Raw genomic sequence first — 19,291 nt, 5'->3', positions numbered from 1 at the left:
CCCGGTTTTAGTGCTGATAGATGAGCCTTGCGCTGATCGTGCCGTCCAGCGCGCGAATTTCGTCCAGCAGCTCACCGCCATCGTGATCGACGAGGTCGACGTCGAGCACGACATAGCCGACATCGCTGTCGGTCTCGAGGTATTGGGCCGCGATGTTGATGTCGCGCTGGAGAAATACCTCATTCAGACGCCGCAGCATTCCGGGCACGTTGTGATGGACATGGCTGAAGCGGGCGCCATGGGCGCGCGAATGGAGCTGCACTTCCGGAAAATTGACCGCGCCCATGGTCGAGCCGTTGATGCAGTAGTCGAGCAGCTTGCGCGCGACCTCCCTGCCGATGCGCTCCTGCGCCTCTTCGGTCGAGCCGCCGATGTGGGGCGTCAGGATCACGTTGTCGAGGCCTTGCACGGGGCTGTCGAAGCGCTCGGAGTTCGATGATGGCTCAACGGGAAAGACGTCGAGCGCGGCACCGGCCAGATGCCCGTCGCGAAGTGCCGCCGCAAGCGCATCCAGATCGACCACGGTGCCGCGGCTGTTGTTGATCAGGCAGGCGCCGGGTTTCATCAGGCGAAGTTCCCGCGCGCCGATCATGTTGAAGGTTTCAGGTGTCTCCGGAACGTGCAGACTGACGACGTCGCTTTGCGACAGCAATGTCTCGAGCCGATCGACCGGCTCGGTGTTGCCATGCCGAAGCTTGTCCGTGCGGTCGAAATAGATGACCCGCATCCCCATCGCTTCTGCAAGCGTCGAAAGCTGGGAGCCGATATTGCCGTAACCGATGATGCCCAGCGTCCGGCCGCGCACCTCGCGGCTGCCGGCCGCGGACTTGTCCCACCCGCCGTCATGGGCCGAAACGGAGCGCGGGAAAATCTGGCGAAGCAGCATGACGATCTCGCCGATGACGAGTTCGGCCACGCTTCTTGTATTTGAGAACGGCGCGTTGAAGACGGGAATGCCGCGCTTGCGCGCGGCGTCGAGGTCGACCTGGTTGGTCCCCACGCTGAAACAGCCGACCGCGATCAATTGGTCCGCCGCGGCGAAGACATCCGAGGTCAGCGAGGTTCGCGAACGGATACCAAGCAGCGAAATGCCCTTGACGGCGTTCCGAAGCGCATCGCCCTCCAGCGCCTTCGGCTGCAGCTCGATATCGGCGAATCCGGAACTGACCAGCAACTCGACCGCGCTGTCGTTCACGTTTTCCAGCAGCAGGAGCTTTGCTTGTTCGGCGCGTGTGGTCGTCATGGCGCTTTCCAATATCCGCGGAGCCAAAAGCCTTCGGGTCGGTTCTTAGAGATGTAGGCCGATTCGATCCAGCCGATAGACCGGCCGGCGCATGCTCCTGCCTAATCGGTGTGCGGGCGTCCCGGCTATGCGTCTTCGTTCCACAACGATGACGCGAAATCGCCCAGAAGATTAACGGCAGGTTTAATAATTAGTGGCAGGTAAAGATATCGGATGATCGGAGTTATCGATGCCCAGGTTTGGAATTAGCGCGAAGCTATTATTGTTTTCTGCGATCATCTTTGCCGGTTACGCCTTCCTGGCCTGGCTCGCCAGCCACAAGATTCACCAGACCATCACCACCGAGCGCATCGACATGGTTCGCCATGTCGACGAGGTTGCGGTGTCCGCGGTCAAGACCGCCTATGCCCGCTTTCAGAGCGGAGAACTGACCGAAGAGGCCGCCAAGACGCTGGTCAAGAACCAGTTGCGGACGGTGAAGTACGGAGCCACCGGCGAATACTATTATATCCATGATTATGACGGAAACTGCGTCATGCATGGCGGAAAGCCGGAGCGCGAAGGCCAGAACTACATCGGCTTCGTCGACAATAACGGCCGGCAGATCATCAAGGAGCAGATCGAGGCGGGCCGCAACGGCACCGGCGCCGTTATTGCGCTGAGCCCGGTGGGACGCGCCGGTTCGACCCAGCCGGTGTCGAAGCTGAGCTACGCGATCGCCTTCGAGCCGTGGCACTGGGTGATCTCGACCAGCATGTTCGTCGATGACATCGATACCCGCTACAGCGAAATCGCCTGGCAGTTTTTCCTGATCGCCGGCGCGGTCGGCCTGTTCATGGCGCTGTGCGCCTACTGGTTGTCGCGACAGATCACGAAGCCGCTTGGCCGCCTTGTGCAATTTACCGAGCAGCCGCTCTCGTCGGCGCCCTCCGCCCAGTTTGAACGCGATCTGCGCCTGAAGGACGAAATCGGCGCGCTGGCGCGCGCGCTTCAGATCTTCAAGGCGAAATCTGCGGAAGCCGAGCGGCTGCGTGGCGAGGTCGACAGCCAAAAGAGCGAGGCCGAAGCGGCGCGCCGCAAGACCTTGACCGACATGGTCACCACCGTCGAGACCGAAACCGACAACGCGGTGGCCGGCATCGACAACCGGATGGCGGCGATGACGGAGGCTGCATCGGTGATGAGCCGGTCGGCCGAACTGGTCGGCACCAGCGCCCAGACGGTCGCGACCGCCTCTTCGCAAGCTCTCAACAACGCGCAGACGGTCGCGAGCGCCGCCGAACAACTCTCCAGTTCGATCCGCGAGATCAGCTCGCAAGTCACCAATGCGACCAAGGCCACGAGTGCTGCCGTCAGCCGCAGCGAGAGCGCCCGCACCACGATCGCCACGCTTGCCGAAGCCGTCACGCGGGTCGGCCAGGTGACGACGCTGATCTCCGAGATCGCTTCGCAAACCAACCTGCTAGCGCTGAACGCGACTATCGAGGCGGCGCGCGCCGGCGAAGCGGGCCGCGGCTTTGCGGTAGTGGCGAGCGAAGTGAAATCGCTGGCGACGCAGACCGCGCGCTCGACGGAAGAGATCAACCGCCAGATCAGCGAAATTCAGAGCATCACCCAGGAGACCGTGCGCGGCATGGACGAGGTCTCCAGCACCGTGCGCACGATCGACGAAATCGCGGGCTCGATCGCCGCCGCCGTCGAAGAACAGCACGCCGCGACTTCCGAGATTTCCCGCAACGTCACCGAGACCGCCAATGGCGCCCGCGAGGTCTCGACCCGGATCACGGAAGTCTCCAGCGAGGCGACGCGGCTGGGTGGCGAAGCCGGACGGGTACATAGTTGTGCCGCTGACGTGACCGATGCGGTGTCGTCGCTGCGCCGGGTGATCGTGTCGGCGGTCCGCACGTCCGCCGCGGCCTGACGGCGTTCACGCCGAAAGCGTTTTCAAGCGACGTGGATACCGGTTCGCGTGAAAAACCTAGTCGCGCGCCACCGGCGGGTACGACTGCGGCGCCTCGGCGCGATCGTGCATTCCGTAGTCGCGCGTGATCTCGAAGGCCTTGCGATCGGACCAAGCCGCTTCTGCGGCTGGCTCGTGATCGGAAAGCACCAGAAACTTTCCCTCACGGTAGACGCTCTTGAATAGCTCGCCCGCTATCGGCGCCGCCGGTTTCGCATCGTAATAGGTGACCCAGACGGCGCGGGCCACCGAGCGCGCCCGCGACGGATCGGCCTCGGGGCCGATGCGGAGGCGGTAGTCGGCGAAGTGCTGCTCGCGCCCGGCGCGCTGGATCGCGCGATGCTGGGTATGATGACGCCAGCGGACCAGCGCTCCCTCGTCAGCCCACCATTGATGCGAGAGGATGACGTCGGGTCTGTCGATGCTGCGATAGCGGTCGATGAATTCGACGCCGCCGCTCCGCTCGAGTTCCGGTCTCAGCGCGGCCGCGAGATTGAAGTAGTGCTCGGCATGTCCTTCCAGAGGCGTCACTTCAAAAAACAATCCGATCATGAGCCCTTGTCCGCATGCGCGATCCGCCAGGTCATCCGGCGGATCGGCGTTTGCGACTGTAATCGCCGCGGCCGTGGAATGCCATCGATCAGTGGCCCATGCTCACCGCACCACCGAGCTTGACGTTGCGAAGCGTCAGCGCGAGCGGCACCGCCGACAGCGCAATCAGCATCAACACCCAGAATGCATCGACATAGGACAGGAATGACGCCTGGGCCTGGACCTGTGCGCTAATCCATTGCACCGCCTGATCCTGGGCCTGCGCCAGCGAGCTGCCGTGGCTGGTGAAGAAAGTCGTCACCTGCTGCAACGTGTTCTGATACTGCGCGCTCGATGGAATGATCTGTTCAACCAGCCGGCTTTGATGGAACTGCGCGCGATGGGTAAGCACGTTCGAGACGAGGGACACGCCGATCGAGCTGCCGGTGTTGCGCGCGACGTTGATCAATGCGGACGCCTGGTCGCTCTTCGAGGGCGGAATGCCGTCGTAGGATGCGGCCATGATCGGCACGAAGATCAGCGGCAGGCCAATGCCGAGCAGCATGCGCGAACGCGCCATGAACCAGAAGCCGAGATCGCCGTAGACGTTGGTCATGACGTACATCGAGAGCGCGATCACCAGCGCGCCTGCGATGATCAGGTATTTCGGCTGCACTTTTGCGGCGAGGCGGCCGACGACGAACATCATGGCCATGGTGACGACGCCGCCCGGCGAGAGCACAAGGCCGGCCCAGGTGGCCGTGTAGCCGAAATCCTGCTGCACCAGCTGCGGCAAGAACTGCGTGGTCGCCAGCAGGATGGCGCCGGTCGCCAGCATCACGAGGAAGCAGGCGCCGAACTGGCGGCTTGCCACCATTCTCAGGTCCACGGCGGGGTTCTTATGGTTCAATTCCCAGGGGATCATCAGCACGAACGCGAGCGCGCAGATGGCCGCGAACGTCACGATGAAAGGCGAACCGAACCAGTCGTCCTCCAGGCCGCGGTCCAGCACAACTTCAAGCGCGCCAAGGAACGTCGCAACCAGCGCGAAGCCGACAACGTCGAACCGGCGTTCTTGCTGCGTCTCGTCCTTTGCGCGGGCGGGTTCTTGCAGGATGATCGCGATGGCGGCCATCGCGAGCACGCCAACCGGCACGTTGATCAGAAAACACCACTGCCAGGACCAGTTGTCGGACAGCCAGCCGCCGAGCGTCGGTCCAACCACCGGCGCCACCACCACCGCAACACCGAACAACGCAAACGCCTGGCCGCGCTTGGCCGGCGGGAACGAATCCGCCAGGATCGACTGGGCGACCGGCACCATGCCGCCGCCGCCAACGCCTTGCATGATACGAAACACAAGAAGCGCGTTCAGATTGGGCGCAAAGCCGCTCAATAGCGAGCTGAGCGTGAAGATGCCGAGACAGATCAGGAAGAAGGTCTTGCGGCCCAGCCTGCGCGCCAGATAGCTGGAGGCGGTCAGGATGATGGCGTTGGCGACCAGATAGGTGGTCACCACCCAGGACGCCTCGTCCTCGCTCACCCCCATGCCGCCCGCGATGTAAGGCAAGGCCACGTTGGCGATCGTGGTGTCGAGCACCTCCATGAAGCTCGCAAGCGCCACAATGAATGCAATCAGCCAGGGACTGGTGGCAGCGACGGCGCTGTTGTTCGCAGGAAAACCGTTGGCTTCGATCGTGGCGGCACTCACAGGAACCTCCCCAGGCGTTCAAAGAGCGAAGACGCGGAGTCGATACGCACGGTCGGCACGACCGACATGCCCGGTCCGAGCGCGCCATCCTTGGGCGGATTGTCCATGATGATCTTGACCGGCACGCGCTGGACGATCTTGACGTAGTTGCCGGTGGCGTTCTGGGCCGGCAGCAGCGAGAATGCGGTGCCCGATCCCGGCTGGACGCTGTCGACATGGCCGCGGATCGCGCGGCCCGGATAGGCGTCGATCCTCAGCGTGACCGGATCGCCCGGCCGCATGCGCTCGAGCTGGATCTCCTTGAAGTTCGCGGTCACCCAGATCTCATCGGGAACGAACGTGGTAAGGCTGGTGCCGGGTTGAGCGAACTGGCCGACGGCGGCGCCGAGGTTGACGACACGTCCCGGCTGGGCCGCGGTCACCGTCGTATAGGAGAGGTTGAGCTTTGCCTGGTCGCGCTGCGCTTCGGCCTGCGCGAGGTTCGCAACCGCGCTCTTGCGCTGCGCCTTGAGGCCTTCGACCTGACGCTGGGCCAGATTCAACGTCGCCTGCGCACTCTGAACCGCGGCCTGCTGCTGGCGCAATTGCGAGGTGTACTGCTCGGAGTTCTGGACCGTGCCGTAGCCGGTTTGCTCCAGGTGCTGGTAACGCGCCGCCTGCTGCTGGGCAAACACCAGCGCCGCCTGGGTCTGATCGACCTGCGCCTGGTTGGCGCTGATCTGCGCCTTCTGCACTTCGAGCTGCGCGTCGATATTCTCGATGCTTGCCTGCGCTGCGCCGACCTGCGCCTCCGCCTGTTCCAACGCAACGCGGTAGTCGCGGTCATCGATGCGGGCGATCACGTCACCGGCCACAACATGCTGATTGTCCGTCACGGGAACGGCGGTGATGTAGCCGGACACTTTCGGAGCGAGCGAGGACTGTCGCGCGGCGACAAAGGCGTCATCGGTCGACTGGAAATGCGAGGCCTGATCCACGTAAACGTAGCCGCCGCCGAGAGCCGCGGCCAACAACAGCGCGCCGATCACCGACACGACCGGACGGCGGCGCAGAAAACCTTCTTCGGCTGGCTTGGCGGTCGGGCGCGCATTGTCGTTCCGCGGCGGCGGCTGTTCCGGATTTTTCGGTGCCGGCGCCTTCGCGGTCACGCTGGCCGCCACCCCGCGCTCCCAGGACGGCTCCTGCGTCGCTGGCGGTACACCCGCGTCCAAAGCCGCGATCCCCCCTCTTTCTTGAACTCCGTCGTCGAACATGTCGTGCTCCTCTGAATGAAACGAAACTGTATCGTTCTATAATGACCCAAGGCGCCTTGGTCAATAAGAACTGTACTGTTCAGTTTTATTTGATTTCAGGGCCGGATGTGCGTAAATTGCGGGGAGAGATCTCACCGTCCGAATTGCACAGGATCCAGGAATATACAGTAAAATGAATGATTTAAGGGAAGAGCCAGCGCGTCGCAAATCACCGGCCCGCGCGACCGTGCGGCTGGGACGCCCGCCAAAGGAAATGGAGGGCGAGGTCGAGGAGCGGATCCTGGACGCCGCTCACAAGGTCTTTCTTGAGCGTGGCTTCGAGGGCAGCAGCATCGATGAAATCGCGGTGGCTGCGCGGTCAGGCAAGCCGACGATTTATGCGCGAATCGGCGACAAGCGCGCCCTCTTTACCGCGGTCGTGATGCGCGACGTTGTCGGGCGGATCGCGCAGTTCAAGAGCGATATGTCGATCGATGGGACGATCGAGGAGCGCCTTGTGCGGGTTGCGATCGCGATGCTGCAATGGACGCTGGAGAGCGAAAGGATGGCGCTGTTGCGGCTCGCCATCGCCGAGGTCAACCGCTTCCCGGAGATTGCCTCCCAGGTCAGCCGAAACGCGCAAAAGCTCAGCACGGAAGTCGCCGTCGGCTTCCTTGGCGAAATGGCGCAGACCGATGAAATCGGCCGGTTGCCGGCCTTTGCACCCGAGCGCATCGCGGTGACGGCAAGAGCCTTCCTCGATCTGGTCGTGATGCCGATGCTGATGCGTGGACTGGCTGAACAGAAGGTCGACGTGTTGAGCGAGGAAGTCACTGCCCACGTCAAAGGCCGCGTTCCGTTCTTTCTGGCCGCCTGCCGCCATGGCGGCTGAATGCGCGAGTTGAAGAATTGCCGGCCGTCACGCGATGCAGCGCCCGACGACGACGACGCGCTGAAATTGGTCCCGCCGCCGGCCAGCGCAAAGCCGGCTGACGTATATGCCGAGGCCGAATAATCGGCCCCGACGGCGGTCCCAAGCACTTAGGCCTTCGCCACGTTCATGACTGACCCGGCAGAGCGTTGAGCTGGCTTGCGGCGCGATCGGTCATCGCCATTGGTAAGGAATGCATCGCCCCTTGGTTGCCGATCACCCGGAGATCGGCTCGCGCGACCCCAGCCCCCGCCAAGGTCGACACAACTCCGGATATGGTTTTGCCGCTATGATTTTACCGAGGCGACCATATCTGTCCTTCTGCGGACAGTCCTGACAGCCGCTCCGGTACTTTCTGAAGTTTTTCTGATATTTTGGGCCCAGAGCCTGTTTGTCGGCATTTTCAGATATGGCCACTTTCTGATATCGCCTCGGCATCAATGGTTTGAGTACCCCCGAGGGGATCGTGCTGCGTTGCCGGCTTTGAATTGGATCTGCCGCGCGCCGAGTTGCGCGGTCCCGACGGCGACGCCATCCGGCTCCGACCGAAGACGTTCGGCCTCCTGAACCTGCTGGCAGGCAACGCCGGACGCGTGGTGACCAAGCAAGAGATCATGGATGTGGTCTGGCCGAACGTCCACGTCGGCGACGACAGCCTGTTTCAGTGCATCCGGGAACTCAGGACCGCGCTCGGCGACGATCAGCGCCAACTGATCAAGCTGGTTTCCGGCCAAGGCTACCTCTTCACGGCCGCCGTCTCGACCGATCCGGCGACCATGGGCGCACAATCGCCATTGTCCGCGAATGTTCCGCCGGCCAAGGCGAGCGGGACCAGCGAAGCTGCACCGCGATGGCCGTCCGGCTCGCGCCGCCTTGCCGCGGTCGCGGTCGGCTGCGCGATCGCCGTTGCGGCTTTTGTCACGACGATGGTCAGGCCCGGCGTGTTCAGGTCGACCCCGCCCATCATTGCGGTGATGCCGATCGTCGCCGCCGACGGCGACAGTGAGGCCATCGCGATGGCCTCAAACGTGACGCAGCGCCTTGCCGATGGCCTCGCGAAGATCGAGACGATCCGGGTATCGGCGCCATCGATCGCAGCGCTGGGCCCGCGCCCGGCGCAGGCCGACTTCGCGGTGCAGGGCGAATTGCGCAAGAGCGAGCGGTCATGGGACGTCCGCGCGCGCATGACCCGGATCGCGACCGGCGAAATCGTGTGGACGGCGCCGGTGTCGATCATGCTGGAAGAAACCGACGTGCCGATGCAGCTATCTCGGCTCGCCGCCGGCATCGGTCATCCGTTGGCGGTACGCATCGGCGAACTGCTCGATGCCAACACGCCGATTCACGGCACCAGCGCCGTCATCGAGCAGGCGACCGCCTCCATCATGCAAACCTCGCGTGACCGCTTCGAAACGGCGCAGGCGATCCTGGTCAAGGCGCTCACCGACGATCCCGACAACGTCGACATCGCCGTCTCGCTTGCGGCCCTTCAGCTCCGCGGCATTCAGATGGTCTGGTACAGTCCGGCGGACGGCGCGGCGGCGCGGGCCAGCGCCAGGGCGACGCTAGAGCATGCGTTGCGCGTCAAGCCGGATTCCATTCCGGCGCTGGAAGCCTATTGCCGCTTTCTCAGCGCCACCACCGCATTCGTCGAGAGCCTTGTCGCTTGTGCGAAAACGCTGAGCCTGGACCCGTGGGACGGAATGGCGCTTTACCATATCGGTCTCGCCCAGATTCAGCTCGGACGTTTCGAGGACGCGCTGGCCTCGTTCCAGCAAGCCGACCGATTCAATACGCCTGAGGTATCGCGCTGGACCTGGCTGCTCGGGGCTGGATGGGCCGACGTGCTCATGGAACGCAACGAAGACGCGGTGCCGTGGCTGCAACGATCGATCGCCATCACGCCGGCATCGGGACGTTCATACATGCTGCTGGCCGTGGCCTATCTGCGCCTGGGACGATTGGACGAGGCAAAGGCCACCATGGCCAAGGGACTTGCGATGAGGCCGGGATCGACGGCCGCCAACGTCAGGGTGCCTACCAATGCTGGCGAGACCGGCGAGGCTTACCGGCAACAGAGCGAAAAGATCCTCCAGCAGATGGTCGAACTCGGATTGCCGGAAGGCTGACCGTCGCACTTCACCTTTAACTGGGCAGGCACAAGCAAAGCCGTCGTGACGCAAAGTCGTCGTGACAATGAGTTGACGGCTTATGGTGGCCAAATGACGCGCCTGGAACGGTAAGGGCGTCCGGCTTCCACCGCGGAACCACAAATTTTGTTATAATCGATTCGATATAATTGGCGTGGCAATGCCCATCGTTCGCTAGAGATCCGATGCTATCCGTCATGGACCAACATCGCGAGCTTTCGTTGCAACGAGCGACGTTCAAGATTGACATTCAGTCCGACGAGCCCGTTTGGACGCCGGCACGGCAAGAGCTGTGGCAGCGCGTCGAGCGGCACGACTTCGAACCCGACACAGCACTGAATTTTACCCAACGGCTGGCGCGCGACCACGGCTGGAGTCTTGAGGACGCCCGCGCGGCCGTCGATGCCTATCGGCGCTTTTGCTTTCTCGCCATCGTGTCGCCGACGCCGGTCACACCCAGCGAAATCGTCGACGAGGTCTGGCATCAGCATCTCATCTATTCGCGCGACTATTGGGATCGATGGTGCGGAGAGACGCTGCGGGCGCAGCTACACCACGATCCCACGCCCGGCGGCCCCGAAGCCCAGATGACCTATCGCCGGCAATATGCCGAGACGCTCGCATTGCACGAGCGCCTGTTCGGACCACCGAGTCCACAGCTCTGGCCCGCGACGCATCTGCGCTTCGCTGGCCCGCGCTACCATGCGACGGACCGAAGCCGTTGGTTTATCTTGCCCAAACCCGTCGCATGGATTCGCCGTCTACTCAGGAGGTGAACGATGACCTGGAATCCGTTCGACTGGACCGCTGGTCCCTTCCTTTCGCTCTACATTGCGCTCGCCGCCATCATATTCTTGATGGGCGTCAGAATGAGATCGTCGATCGGCCCCGAGAACCACTTCACGCACCGGTTGGGAGTATTGGAGTTGGCCTATCTCGCCGGTGGCCCGCGCCGCGTCGGCGACGCGGTGCTGGTCAATCTGATGTCGGGCGGCGGCGCCACCATCGCTCCCGGCGACTACAAGATCATCGTCACCAACCAGACGCCGCTAACCGGCCTGATGGACCGGCCGCCGCTTCTTTCGGTGCAGCCGTTGATGACGCGGCAGCAGTTTCAAAAGGCGGTCAAGCCGCTGGTCGAGCGGCTTCAGGAAAGTTTGCAACAGCTCGGTTATTGCCCGAGCGACGAACAGATGGCGTCGTTCCGCAAGGAGACCCTGCCCTTCGTCCTCCTGCTTTTGGCGTTCGGCGTCACGAAAGCCTACATCGGCGAGGGACGACATCATCCCATCGGCTTTCTGGTCGTCCTTCTTTTTCTGACCGTCGTGGCCGGGATCGCACTGGCGACGCGTCCGACGCGGACGCGGGCCGGCAGTGAAGTTCTGAAGAGCTATCAGGCCGGCAATGCACGGGCTTCGCGCGCGCCGCTCGATCATGAACTGCTTCTTGCCGTGGCGCTGTCGGGCGCCGTCGTTCTATCGGGCACCGCCTATGCCTCGGTCTACGCGGCCTCTCAGACCATGAGCAATGGCAGCGGGTGTGGTGGCGGCGGAGGTTGTGGCGGGGGCGGAGGCGGTGGATGCGGCGGGTGCAGCTGAACTGCTCCATCGTCGGCTCGGCTTGAATGAGCAAATGGCGCGCCACGGCCGATGAAGATGGGCAATACTCCTTCTCCGTGGTGCTATGACGCGGGCGCCGGCTGCGCGCTCCAATTAGCGAAACTGCGACGGGCTTCGATCCAGCACTATCGCGCTGATCGAGCGCTGTTTCATCATGCGCTGGCGTTTCACGCGCCGGCCGCGCTTGTCATCCGGCTCAGCGCGATGCCAAACAGCAGATCGTGTCCAGACATGCCCTCGGCAACGAAGCGGTCGAACGCACTTAACATCGCGGGCTTCAACGTGACCAGGCGTTCGCCCTGGCCCGATAGCTGCACGAGATCCGCACGCTCCGCGTCCTGGAGCAACTTCCGCACATGGGTGCGCGACACGCCGAACCGGTCGCCGATATCGCTGTAGGACAGCTCTACCGCGCTGTTGCCGGCAGCCATCGTCATCTGGATGAGCTTGACCAGGATCGTCACGCCGGCATCGCGGGTATGGAATAGAAACATGCCGGGATTGCTTGCAAGAACATCTGCGCCCCTGGCGGAAAAGCCCAGCGCCACCACGCGCTGGGCGCGCTGAAACGCAACATCGCGCTTGATCGGCTGCGAATAGCCGATATCCGGGAACATGACCTGCAACGGGCGATGAAGCGCGGCCAGCCAATCCAGATCGAGCGACATCATCTTGGCGGTCGGCGTCAGGAGGCGGACCCGGCCATCGCGCAGCGATGGACGCCGCGCGAGAAAACCGAAACGGACCAGCTTGGCGACGAGGTCCTCGATGCGGCGCGGGCTCGACAACCCGAACACCACCATCTGCTGCTTCAATAGCCGCATGGTCGGCCAGGTCGACCGGTCGGCCTCCTCGTATCGGCAGTGGAGCTGCACGATCATGTTGAATGTGACCTGGCGCACCGCCTCGAGCAGCAGGCGATTGAGGAACGCATTGCCCTCGTAAAGCCCGAGCACCGCTTCGACGAAAGCCGCCCGCGCCGCCGAAAACCTCGGATGCGCCAGAATTTCCTCTGGCGGACGATAGGTTCCTGCAAACGGCGGGATGGAATCGGACATGGGTTCTTTCGACGCAGGAGCAGGAAAGATGGACGGTTCCAGAACTGGAACCAATGAGAGAGAGGATGCTTCAGTCACCACCGGATTAACCCAACTGCGCTCGGCTGCGAGAGGGTGAAGCGCGTCTGAGATAACAGGTTTGAATTCCGCAGTGACAGTTTGCGGTGCGGATTTATCACGGTGCGCAAGATTCGCGAATTGCACGCAAAATGTTCCGCGGGCGTGCGCAGGGACGACGCCGCTAGCGGTTGTTGTCGAACGGGGCGTTTGCGAAAACGGTAACCACAAAAAAAACGTAGGTTAGGCGGGACGGGGTCAAACCGACTGCCACCGGGTTCATGGGGGCGTGGGTCATGGCTGTCCGGATTTTCAACCGCGCGTGTTTGCGCGGGCTTTTCGCTGTATCGCTCGCGCTCGGGGCCGGCCTGTCCGGCGAGGCAAGCGCGCAATCGGCGAGCTTCAACGGCACGCAGGCCACCACCTTCACGCTGACCACCGGCAACAACACCAGCACCTTCACCTTCGGGCCGAACACCGTCATCGGTCCGACCGGGGGGCCGACGCCCGGGGTCACCGGCGATACGCTGACTGGCTGGAACGTCATCAATCAGGGCCAGATCAACGGCGGGGTTGGAGGGGGCTTAGATGAGGGCATTTTCCTCAACACCGTAGGGGGCAATAGCGTCATCAATTCCGGCACTATCACGGGTGGGGTAAATGGCGGCGTCCGGCTCGACGAAGGCGGCAGCGTGACCAACCTCGCCGGCGGCACCATCACGGGTGTGTCCATTGCGAACACGGGCACCGTAACCAACGCCGGCCTGATCCAGGGCAATGTCAGCGTCGCAACGGGCAATATCATCAACCAGAGCGGCGGGACCATCACCGGCTTTGCCAATTTTTTTTCGACCGGGACGTTGACCAACGCCGGCACCATTGCCGGCGATTTCACCTCCAGCGCAGGCGCGACGGTTAACAACCAGTCTGGCGGCAGCATTGCCGGGGGCGTCAATATCAACAACACCCTTAACATCCCTATGCGAAGCCCCGGCACCGTGACCAACGCCGGCAGCATCGGCGGTTTTGGCGTCCTGCTCAACGACGGCGGCAGTGTCACCAACAGCGGGACCATCACCGGCACCACCGCCAATCCCACCACTTTTAACATTGCCGGCGTATTCGTGCTCGTTGGTTCCGCCAATGTCTCCAATCTGGCGGGCGGCGCCATCACCGGCGGTACCGACGGTGTCCAATACTTCCTCGGCTCCGGCAGCGTCCTCAATGCCGGCAACATCACGGGCATGACGGGCAATGGCGTCAATCTTCAGGCCGGCGGCAGCGTCACCAACCTGGCCGGCGGCACCATCACCGGCGCCACCAACGGTGTCCAGGTTGTTGGCAACAACGCCTTCGCCAACTCGGTGATCAATGCCGGCACCATCACCGGGACAACCGGAGCCGGCGTCTCGATCTCGAACGGCGCCCCCGTCCCCGTCACCAACCTGGCCGGCGGGACCATCACCGGGACCATCGGCATCGACACCAACTCCGTTAACGCGACGGTGATCAATGCCGGCACCATCACCGGGACCGGCGGCACGGCGATCAGTTTCGACGGCAATACTCCCAGTTTCTTGATCCTGCGAACCGGCACGGTGATCAATGGCGATGTGGTCAGTGCGGAGTCTTTTAGGGACTCGCTCATCCTGCAAGGCACCGGCAACAACAATAATAATTTCACGAGCTGGGAATCCCTTCAAGTGCAGGCCAGCGGCCTGTGGGCATTGAATGGCGTTTCCTCATTTTTCTCTACGCAAGTTAGCAGCGGCACGCTGGTGGTCGGCGACGCCAGCCATCCCGGGGCCTCGCTCACCAGCTCCGTGCAAGTGAATGCCGGCGCTACGCTGGGCGGCCAGGGCACCGTCGGCACCGTCACTATCGCGAACGGCGGCACGATCGCGCCCGGCGCCGCCAGTCCGTTCTCCACGCTGAACGTGACCGGCAACACCCAGTTCAACGTCGGCTCGTTCTTCAACGTCAATGTCAATGCGGCGGGACAGACCGACAAGCTCGCCGTCGGCGGCACGGCAACGCTGACCGGCGGCACCGTGCAGGTACTGGCGCAGTCCGCCAATTTGACGGCGACCAACTACACCATCCTGACCGCGGGCAGCCCCAACGGCACCACCTTTGCCGGCGTCACCACCAGCAGCATCTTCCTGTCGCCGACCTTGAGTTATCCGACGCCACAAGAAGTGGACCTGACGCTCACCGCCAAGCCATTCAACACGGCGGCGGCGACGCCGAACCAGACAGCGGTGGCGAACGCGCTCAACGCCGGCGCCCAGAACGCGCTGACGGCAATTCTTTTCGGCCAGACCAGCATCGCCGGCGCGCAGCAGATTTTCAATGCGCTGTCCGGCGAAGTCTATGGCAGCGTGCAGAACACCCAGGCCGACGAGACCCAGTTCGCGCGCAACACCATCCTCGGCCGGCTGCGTCAGTCGGATTCCAGCGGCAACACCGCCGCGCTCGCCTTCGGCGGGCCCGAGCTCAGCTATGCCGCAAGCGTCGATAGCTCGACCGGCTTCGCCAAGGCCGCCGCCGATACCTGGCACGACCTGACCACCTGGGTGCAAGGCTTGGGCGGCGTCGGCCATGTCGATGCCGATGCGAACGGCAATGCGGCGGCTCTGCGCAGCAACTTCAGCGGCTTCCTCACCGGCACCGATGCGCGCTTTGGCGCGATGCGGGTCGGGTTGATGGGCGGCTATACCGCGACCAACCTCAATATCGACGGGCGATCGAGCACGGCCGGGATCAACAGCGCCCTGCTCGGCGCTTACGCCGGCACGAGCTACGGCTCGTTCCACCTGCGCGGCGGCGCGGTGGTTTCTTTCGACAGCATCGATACCAGCCGCGTGATCGCCTTCCCCGGCTTCGCCGACAGCGCCAAGGCGCATCTCGACGGCTACACCGGCCAGGCGTTCGGCGAGGTCGGCTACGGCGCGTCAACCGGCCGGATCGCGATCGAGCCGTTCGCAGGCCTGGCTTATGTGCGCGTCCACGACGCCGCGTTCGCCGAGAACGGCGGCATCGCCGCCCTTTCCGGATCGGCCAGCAACGAGAACATAGGCTATTCCTCGCTCGGCGTGCGCGCGGGCACGCTATGGACGCTTCCCGGCGGCACCGTGCTGAACCCGCACGCCGCGCTGACATGGCAGCACGCCTTCGGCGATGTCACCCCCACCGCGGCTCTGGCATTCCAGAATGGCGGCGGCGTTTTCTCGGTGGCCGGCGTGCCGATTGCCATCGACTCCGCCCTGGTCGAGGGCGGCGTCGACTGGCGCATCACGGCACAGGTCAAGCTCGGCGTCGAATATCAAGGCGAACTCGCCCAGCACGCCCAGGTCCATACCGCCAAGGGCAAGTTCACCTGGACATTCTTCTAGAGTCGATCGTGCGGGCAAGAAATCGCAGGAAGCTCGCTGCCCCATTCGCAAGCGGCGCTGTTGCGTCACTCGCGCGTCAGAACAGACTGCTCTTGACTACAGTCAGCAACTGGACGAGCGACATCGTGTGGTCCTGATGCCCCGATGCTGGAATCAAGTTTTGCGAACGGGCGGATTTCCCGTCGCGAGAAAGCGATCGGCTCTTTGACATTCAAACAGGACAATTGCCGCGAGCGTCGGTTGCCGCTCTGAGCGGAGCAAATGGCGCGCCCGGAACGATTCGAACGTCCGACCCTCAGATTCGTAGATTGCGCCGAGCGTTTTGACCAGGCATCTCACGTTAACTCAGTTGCCATCAAGAGCCATCAGCGCGCTTGCTAACCGCTTGCGCGACACCACCTTCTTGACGGGCACCTTCAGTGCGTTGGCACGGGAGTATTCATGAGTCGTCACGAACCATCTGCATCCCTTGCGCGCTCGGCTTCCACACTGCTTCCAGGCGCAGAAGCGATTTCTCTGCCGCCTGCCAGAAACGAGAAGGCCGGATCAACGGCAAGCGCTGCCTTCACCAAGGCCTCCGTCCGCAAGATGTATTGCCCGCCGGGACGGGATGAAAAATTGTTCTGGGACAAGGAATGCCGCGGCTTAGGCATCCGAGCGCTCGCTTCAGGACGACGGTCCTGGATTTTCCAATACCGTGACGAACACAAGCGAACGCGGCGGATCGTGCTCGGCGATCTCTCTTCGGTTGAGGAAGCGTTGCCCGTTCTATTCAACCTGATCGAGCATGAAGGACTTGTGCTGGGTGGGTCGAGCGCCATCAACATCGTTGGAGCCATGCGACTTGCACGCGACCTCGGTCCAGGCAAGACCATCGTGACTATCCTCGCGGATGGCGGACAGCGCTATCAATCCAAGCTGTTCAACCCGGAGTTCCTGCGCAAGAAAAATCTGCCCACCCCACGTTGGATGGAATAACAACCCGCCACGGGGCTGCACATCCCCCTCGCAATGCCCGCTCCGGGTCAAACTCGGACCTCAGGCGATGTCTGATCGACGTCCGTTCATCCCCCAACAGCCGACATGCGGCGACTGCAACGACATGTCGGTTTTGTGCCAATATCGGAAGTCACTGCGCTTCGTTCCGTTACGGCGGAAGTAGCTCGTCCATGCGCAAAATAGGGACAGCCTCGTTGTCTGATCCGCATGCTGGTCGCATCGCTGTTGAACCTTACGCAAAGCTCCCGCGACCCACAGCTCAGGGGGATACTGGGTTAGTGGATGTCGCTCTGCCGCTGTCGCCGCGACCACCGCCACCATGCGGTCGCACTCGCCTTGGACCGACGGCACTACTGGCCTCAAAGTTGACGCGAACAAGCCTGCGGATTTTGAGAACCGCTGGTCCGCGATGTTCGCTTTACTTCCGACAACGGAAACGGCACAGCCCGGGCCCGACGTCCGCTAATGCCAAGCACGGAAGTCTCCGGCTCTTTCAGGCGCATGGGAAATGGTGTAATTTCGATCGGCGAGCCACCGACAGGACGTGCCGAAATCCTGTAATCGAAAGGCAGCGCCTTGCCTTCGGCGGGCGAGTACTACCCAACTCACTTGATATTATTTTTTGCCGGTACGATTGGGCGCCTTGGACCGATGCGCATATCCGCGTCGCAGTGCCTTTTGCAGGACGACCCCGCAGCCGTCAAAAATCTGGAGACGAAAGGAATAGACGAAGCCGCACCTGATCAATGGAGCAAGCTCACGGACCATCGCTCGCAAGCCAGAGAGGAGATCTACGATGCACACCCAATCGGGTCGAATTTTGCTTGCCACTGGCCTGATCACCGCGGCGCTCGCAGGCGGCGCAATCGGTCAGCCAGACGAAAAACTCGGAAAGGTGGTCTTCCCTACCTCCTGTGATCCCAAGGTCCAGGCCGAGTTCGACCGCGGCGTCGCGATGCTGCATTCGTACTGGTTCCTTATTGCCCGCCGGAAGTTCGAGGAGATCCTGCAGCAGGACCCCACTTGCGCGATGGCTTATTGGGGTGTGGCGATGGACTTCCTCGGCAATACCCTGGCAACCACGCCGACCCGGGCCGAGGCGCAGGCAGCCTGGGACGCACTCGAAAAAGCGCGGGCCGCAGGGCCCAAAACTCAACGCGAGCGCGACTGGATCGAGGCGCTGAGCGCCTATTTCCGCGACCATGACAAGGTCCCTGCGAATGCCCGGCTGGCAGCCTACAATGCCGCGATGGAGCAGATGGCGCAAAACTATCCGGACGACTATGAGGTACGGGCCTATTATGCGCTGACGCTTCAAGCGTCGGCGACGAAAAGCGACCTCACCTACGCCAACCAGATCAAATCCGCGGCGCTGTTGGAGAAACTCTTCGAGCAGAACCCGCAGCATCCGGGCGTGACGCACTACCTCATTCACGCTTACGACTTTGCGCCGCTTGCCGAGAAGGGAATCGCGTCAGCGCGGCGCTATGCCGGCATTGCGCCGGCCGTGCCGCACGCGCGGCATATGCCGTCGCACATCTACTCCATGGTCGGGCTTTGGGATGAATCCATTGCCTCAAACGCGTCGGCGCTGGAGATCCAGCCCGATTACTATCACGCGGCGGATTTTACGGTCTATGCCCACCTGCAGCTCGCGCAGGATGCCAAAGCCGATGCGATGATCAGGAAGTCGCTCGCGACTGCTGACCGCGGCGATCGTCCGATAAATTTCGTCAATTTCACTGCCAAGGCCGCTATGCCGGCGCGCTATGTCCTGGAACGGGCTGACTGGGCTAACGCTGCCGCGCTGCCGATGACCCCCACCCAATATCCCATGGCGGATTCGCTGATCCGCTTCACGCGCGGCCTTGGCATGGCGCGCACCGGTAATCTCGCGGGCGCTAAAGAAGAGATCGAAGCGATGAAGGTTTTGCGAACGACCCTTCAGCGCGCCGACCAGTCCTACTGGGCCGACCGCACCGAGGAGCAAATGCTGGCCATTTCGGCATGGGTGGCCCTTAAGGAAGGTGCGCCCGATCAAGCCCTGCGGTTCATGCGGGCAGCCGCCGACAGCGAAGACGGTAGCCTCAAGCATGTGGCGATGGAGAATCGCCTTTATCCGTTGCGCGAATTGCTCGGGGAATTGCTGCTTGAGATGGGACAGCCCACAGCGGCCATGAACGAATTCGAGACCGCGCTCAAGGCGAGTCCCAACCGATTCCGCGCGTTCAATGGAGCCGCTCGCGCTGCCGACAGCGCCGGTGACCGCCAGAAGGCATCCGAGTACTTCGGCAAGCTGGTCGACTTGGCCAAGAACGCCGATACTGAGCGGCAGGAAATCCGAGAGGCCAAGGCATACTCACGCCGCGATGATACCGTAGGTGTAGGAAAATAACTCCTCGGCT

At 62.8% G+C, this 19,291-nt stretch carries 12 protein-coding genes and 1 pseudogene; 8 read left to right on the top strand and 5 right to left on the bottom strand.

Translation table 11 applies throughout. From position 1 onward, the window contains the following. Nucleotides 1–7: 7 nt before the first annotated feature. Nucleotides 8–1,243 carry a phosphoglycerate dehydrogenase gene (gene serA / locus BUA38_RS16160; RefSeq protein WP_072819151.1) on the bottom strand — a complete coding sequence of 412 codons (1,236 nt, stop codon included), beginning with the start codon at nucleotides 1,241–1,243 and terminating at the stop codon, nucleotides 8–10. 229 nt (nucleotides 1,244–1,472) lie between these two features. On the opposite strand from serA, the gene BUA38_RS16155 reads away from it, so the two are divergent. Then, nucleotides 1,473–3,164, top strand: a complete 1,692-nt coding sequence (locus tag BUA38_RS16155; RefSeq protein WP_072819149.1) for a methyl-accepting chemotaxis protein — start codon at nucleotides 1,473–1,475, stop codon at nucleotides 3,162–3,164. 57 nt (nucleotides 3,165–3,221) lie between these two features. Here BUA38_RS16155 and BUA38_RS16150 read toward each other — a convergent pair whose 3' ends face one another. The 3 genes from BUA38_RS16150 to BUA38_RS16140 form a co-directional block, all read right to left on the bottom strand. Continuing rightward, nucleotides 3,222–3,755 (bottom strand): antibiotic biosynthesis monooxygenase family protein, encoded by a 534-nt coding sequence (locus BUA38_RS16150; RefSeq protein ID WP_072819147.1) that lies wholly within the window; start codon nucleotides 3,753–3,755, stop codon nucleotides 3,222–3,224. An 88-nt stretch (nucleotides 3,756–3,843) separates the two neighbouring features. Continuing rightward, the gene (locus tag BUA38_RS16145; protein WP_083587595.1) at nucleotides 3,844–5,445 is read right to left on the bottom strand and encodes a DHA2 family efflux MFS transporter permease subunit; all 1,602 of its coding nucleotides are present in this window, start codon (nucleotides 5,443–5,445) and stop codon (nucleotides 3,844–3,846) included. After that, nucleotides 5,442–6,698 (bottom strand): HlyD family secretion protein, encoded by a 1,257-nt coding sequence (locus BUA38_RS16140; RefSeq protein ID WP_072819146.1) that lies wholly within the window; start codon nucleotides 6,696–6,698, stop codon nucleotides 5,442–5,444. The genes BUA38_RS16145 and BUA38_RS16140 overlap by 4 nt, the downstream gene beginning before the upstream one ends. Nucleotides 6,699–6,870: 172 nt before the next feature. Between BUA38_RS16140 and BUA38_RS16135 the strand changes: the two genes are divergently transcribed. The 4 genes from BUA38_RS16135 to BUA38_RS16120 all read left to right on the top strand — a co-directional run bounded on the left by BUA38_RS16135 (nucleotide 6,871) and on the right by BUA38_RS16120 (nucleotide 11,356). After that, nucleotides 6,871–7,569, top strand: coding sequence for a TetR/AcrR family transcriptional regulator (locus BUA38_RS16135; RefSeq protein WP_072819144.1), 699 nt, complete (start codon nucleotides 6,871–6,873; stop codon nucleotides 7,567–7,569). Between the two features lie 527 nt (nucleotides 7,570–8,096). Further along, entirely contained in the window at nucleotides 8,097–9,737 is a 1,641-nt protein-coding gene (locus BUA38_RS16130) for a tetratricopeptide repeat protein (protein WP_072819142.1), read from the top strand. 218 nt (nucleotides 9,738–9,955) lie between these two features. Beyond that, a complete protein-coding gene (locus BUA38_RS16125; protein WP_072819141.1) occupies nucleotides 9,956–10,534 on the top strand; it encodes a glycine-rich domain-containing protein in 579 nt (192 codons plus the stop codon). 3 nt (nucleotides 10,535–10,537) lie between these two features. Further along, the gene (locus BUA38_RS16120) at nucleotides 10,538–11,356 is read left to right on the top strand and encodes a TIGR04222 domain-containing membrane protein (protein ID WP_072819130.1); all 819 of its coding nucleotides are present in this window, start codon (nucleotides 10,538–10,540) and stop codon (nucleotides 11,354–11,356) included. A gap of 188 nt (nucleotides 11,357–11,544) precedes the next feature. Here the strand turns inward: BUA38_RS16120 and BUA38_RS16115 are convergent, their stop codons facing one another. After that, nucleotides 11,545–12,435 (bottom strand): hypothetical protein, encoded by an 891-nt coding sequence (locus tag BUA38_RS16115; RefSeq protein WP_072819129.1) that lies wholly within the window; start codon nucleotides 12,433–12,435, stop codon nucleotides 11,545–11,547. Between the two features lie 353 nt (nucleotides 12,436–12,788). Here BUA38_RS16115 and BUA38_RS16110 point away from each other — a divergent pair, with 353 nt between their 5' ends. From BUA38_RS16110 to BUA38_RS16100, 3 genes and pseudogenes are all read left to right on the top strand, one after another. Next, the gene (locus BUA38_RS16110; RefSeq protein ID WP_072819127.1) at nucleotides 12,789–15,887 is read left to right on the top strand and encodes an autotransporter outer membrane beta-barrel domain-containing protein; all 3,099 of its coding nucleotides are present in this window, start codon (nucleotides 12,789–12,791) and stop codon (nucleotides 15,885–15,887) included. A 750-nt stretch (nucleotides 15,888–16,637) separates the two neighbouring features. Further along, nucleotides 16,638–16,865, top strand: a pseudogene (locus BUA38_RS16105) (cysteine synthase A); the annotation flags it as partial. A gap of 817 nt (nucleotides 16,866–17,682) precedes the next feature. Further along, complete coding sequence (locus BUA38_RS16100) at nucleotides 17,683–19,281, top strand: hypothetical protein (RefSeq protein ID WP_072819125.1); 1,599 nt, start codon at nucleotides 17,683–17,685, stop codon at nucleotides 19,279–19,281. The last annotated feature ends 10 nt before the right edge of the window (nucleotides 19,282–19,291 follow it).

This window comes from Bradyrhizobium erythrophlei, assembly GCF_900142985.1.
GTDB classification, from domain to species: domain Bacteria; phylum Pseudomonadota; class Alphaproteobacteria; order Rhizobiales; family Xanthobacteraceae; genus Bradyrhizobium; species Bradyrhizobium erythrophlei_B.
Note: the sequence above shows the minus strand (reverse complement) of the source record. Positions and strands in the feature narration are given on the sequence as shown.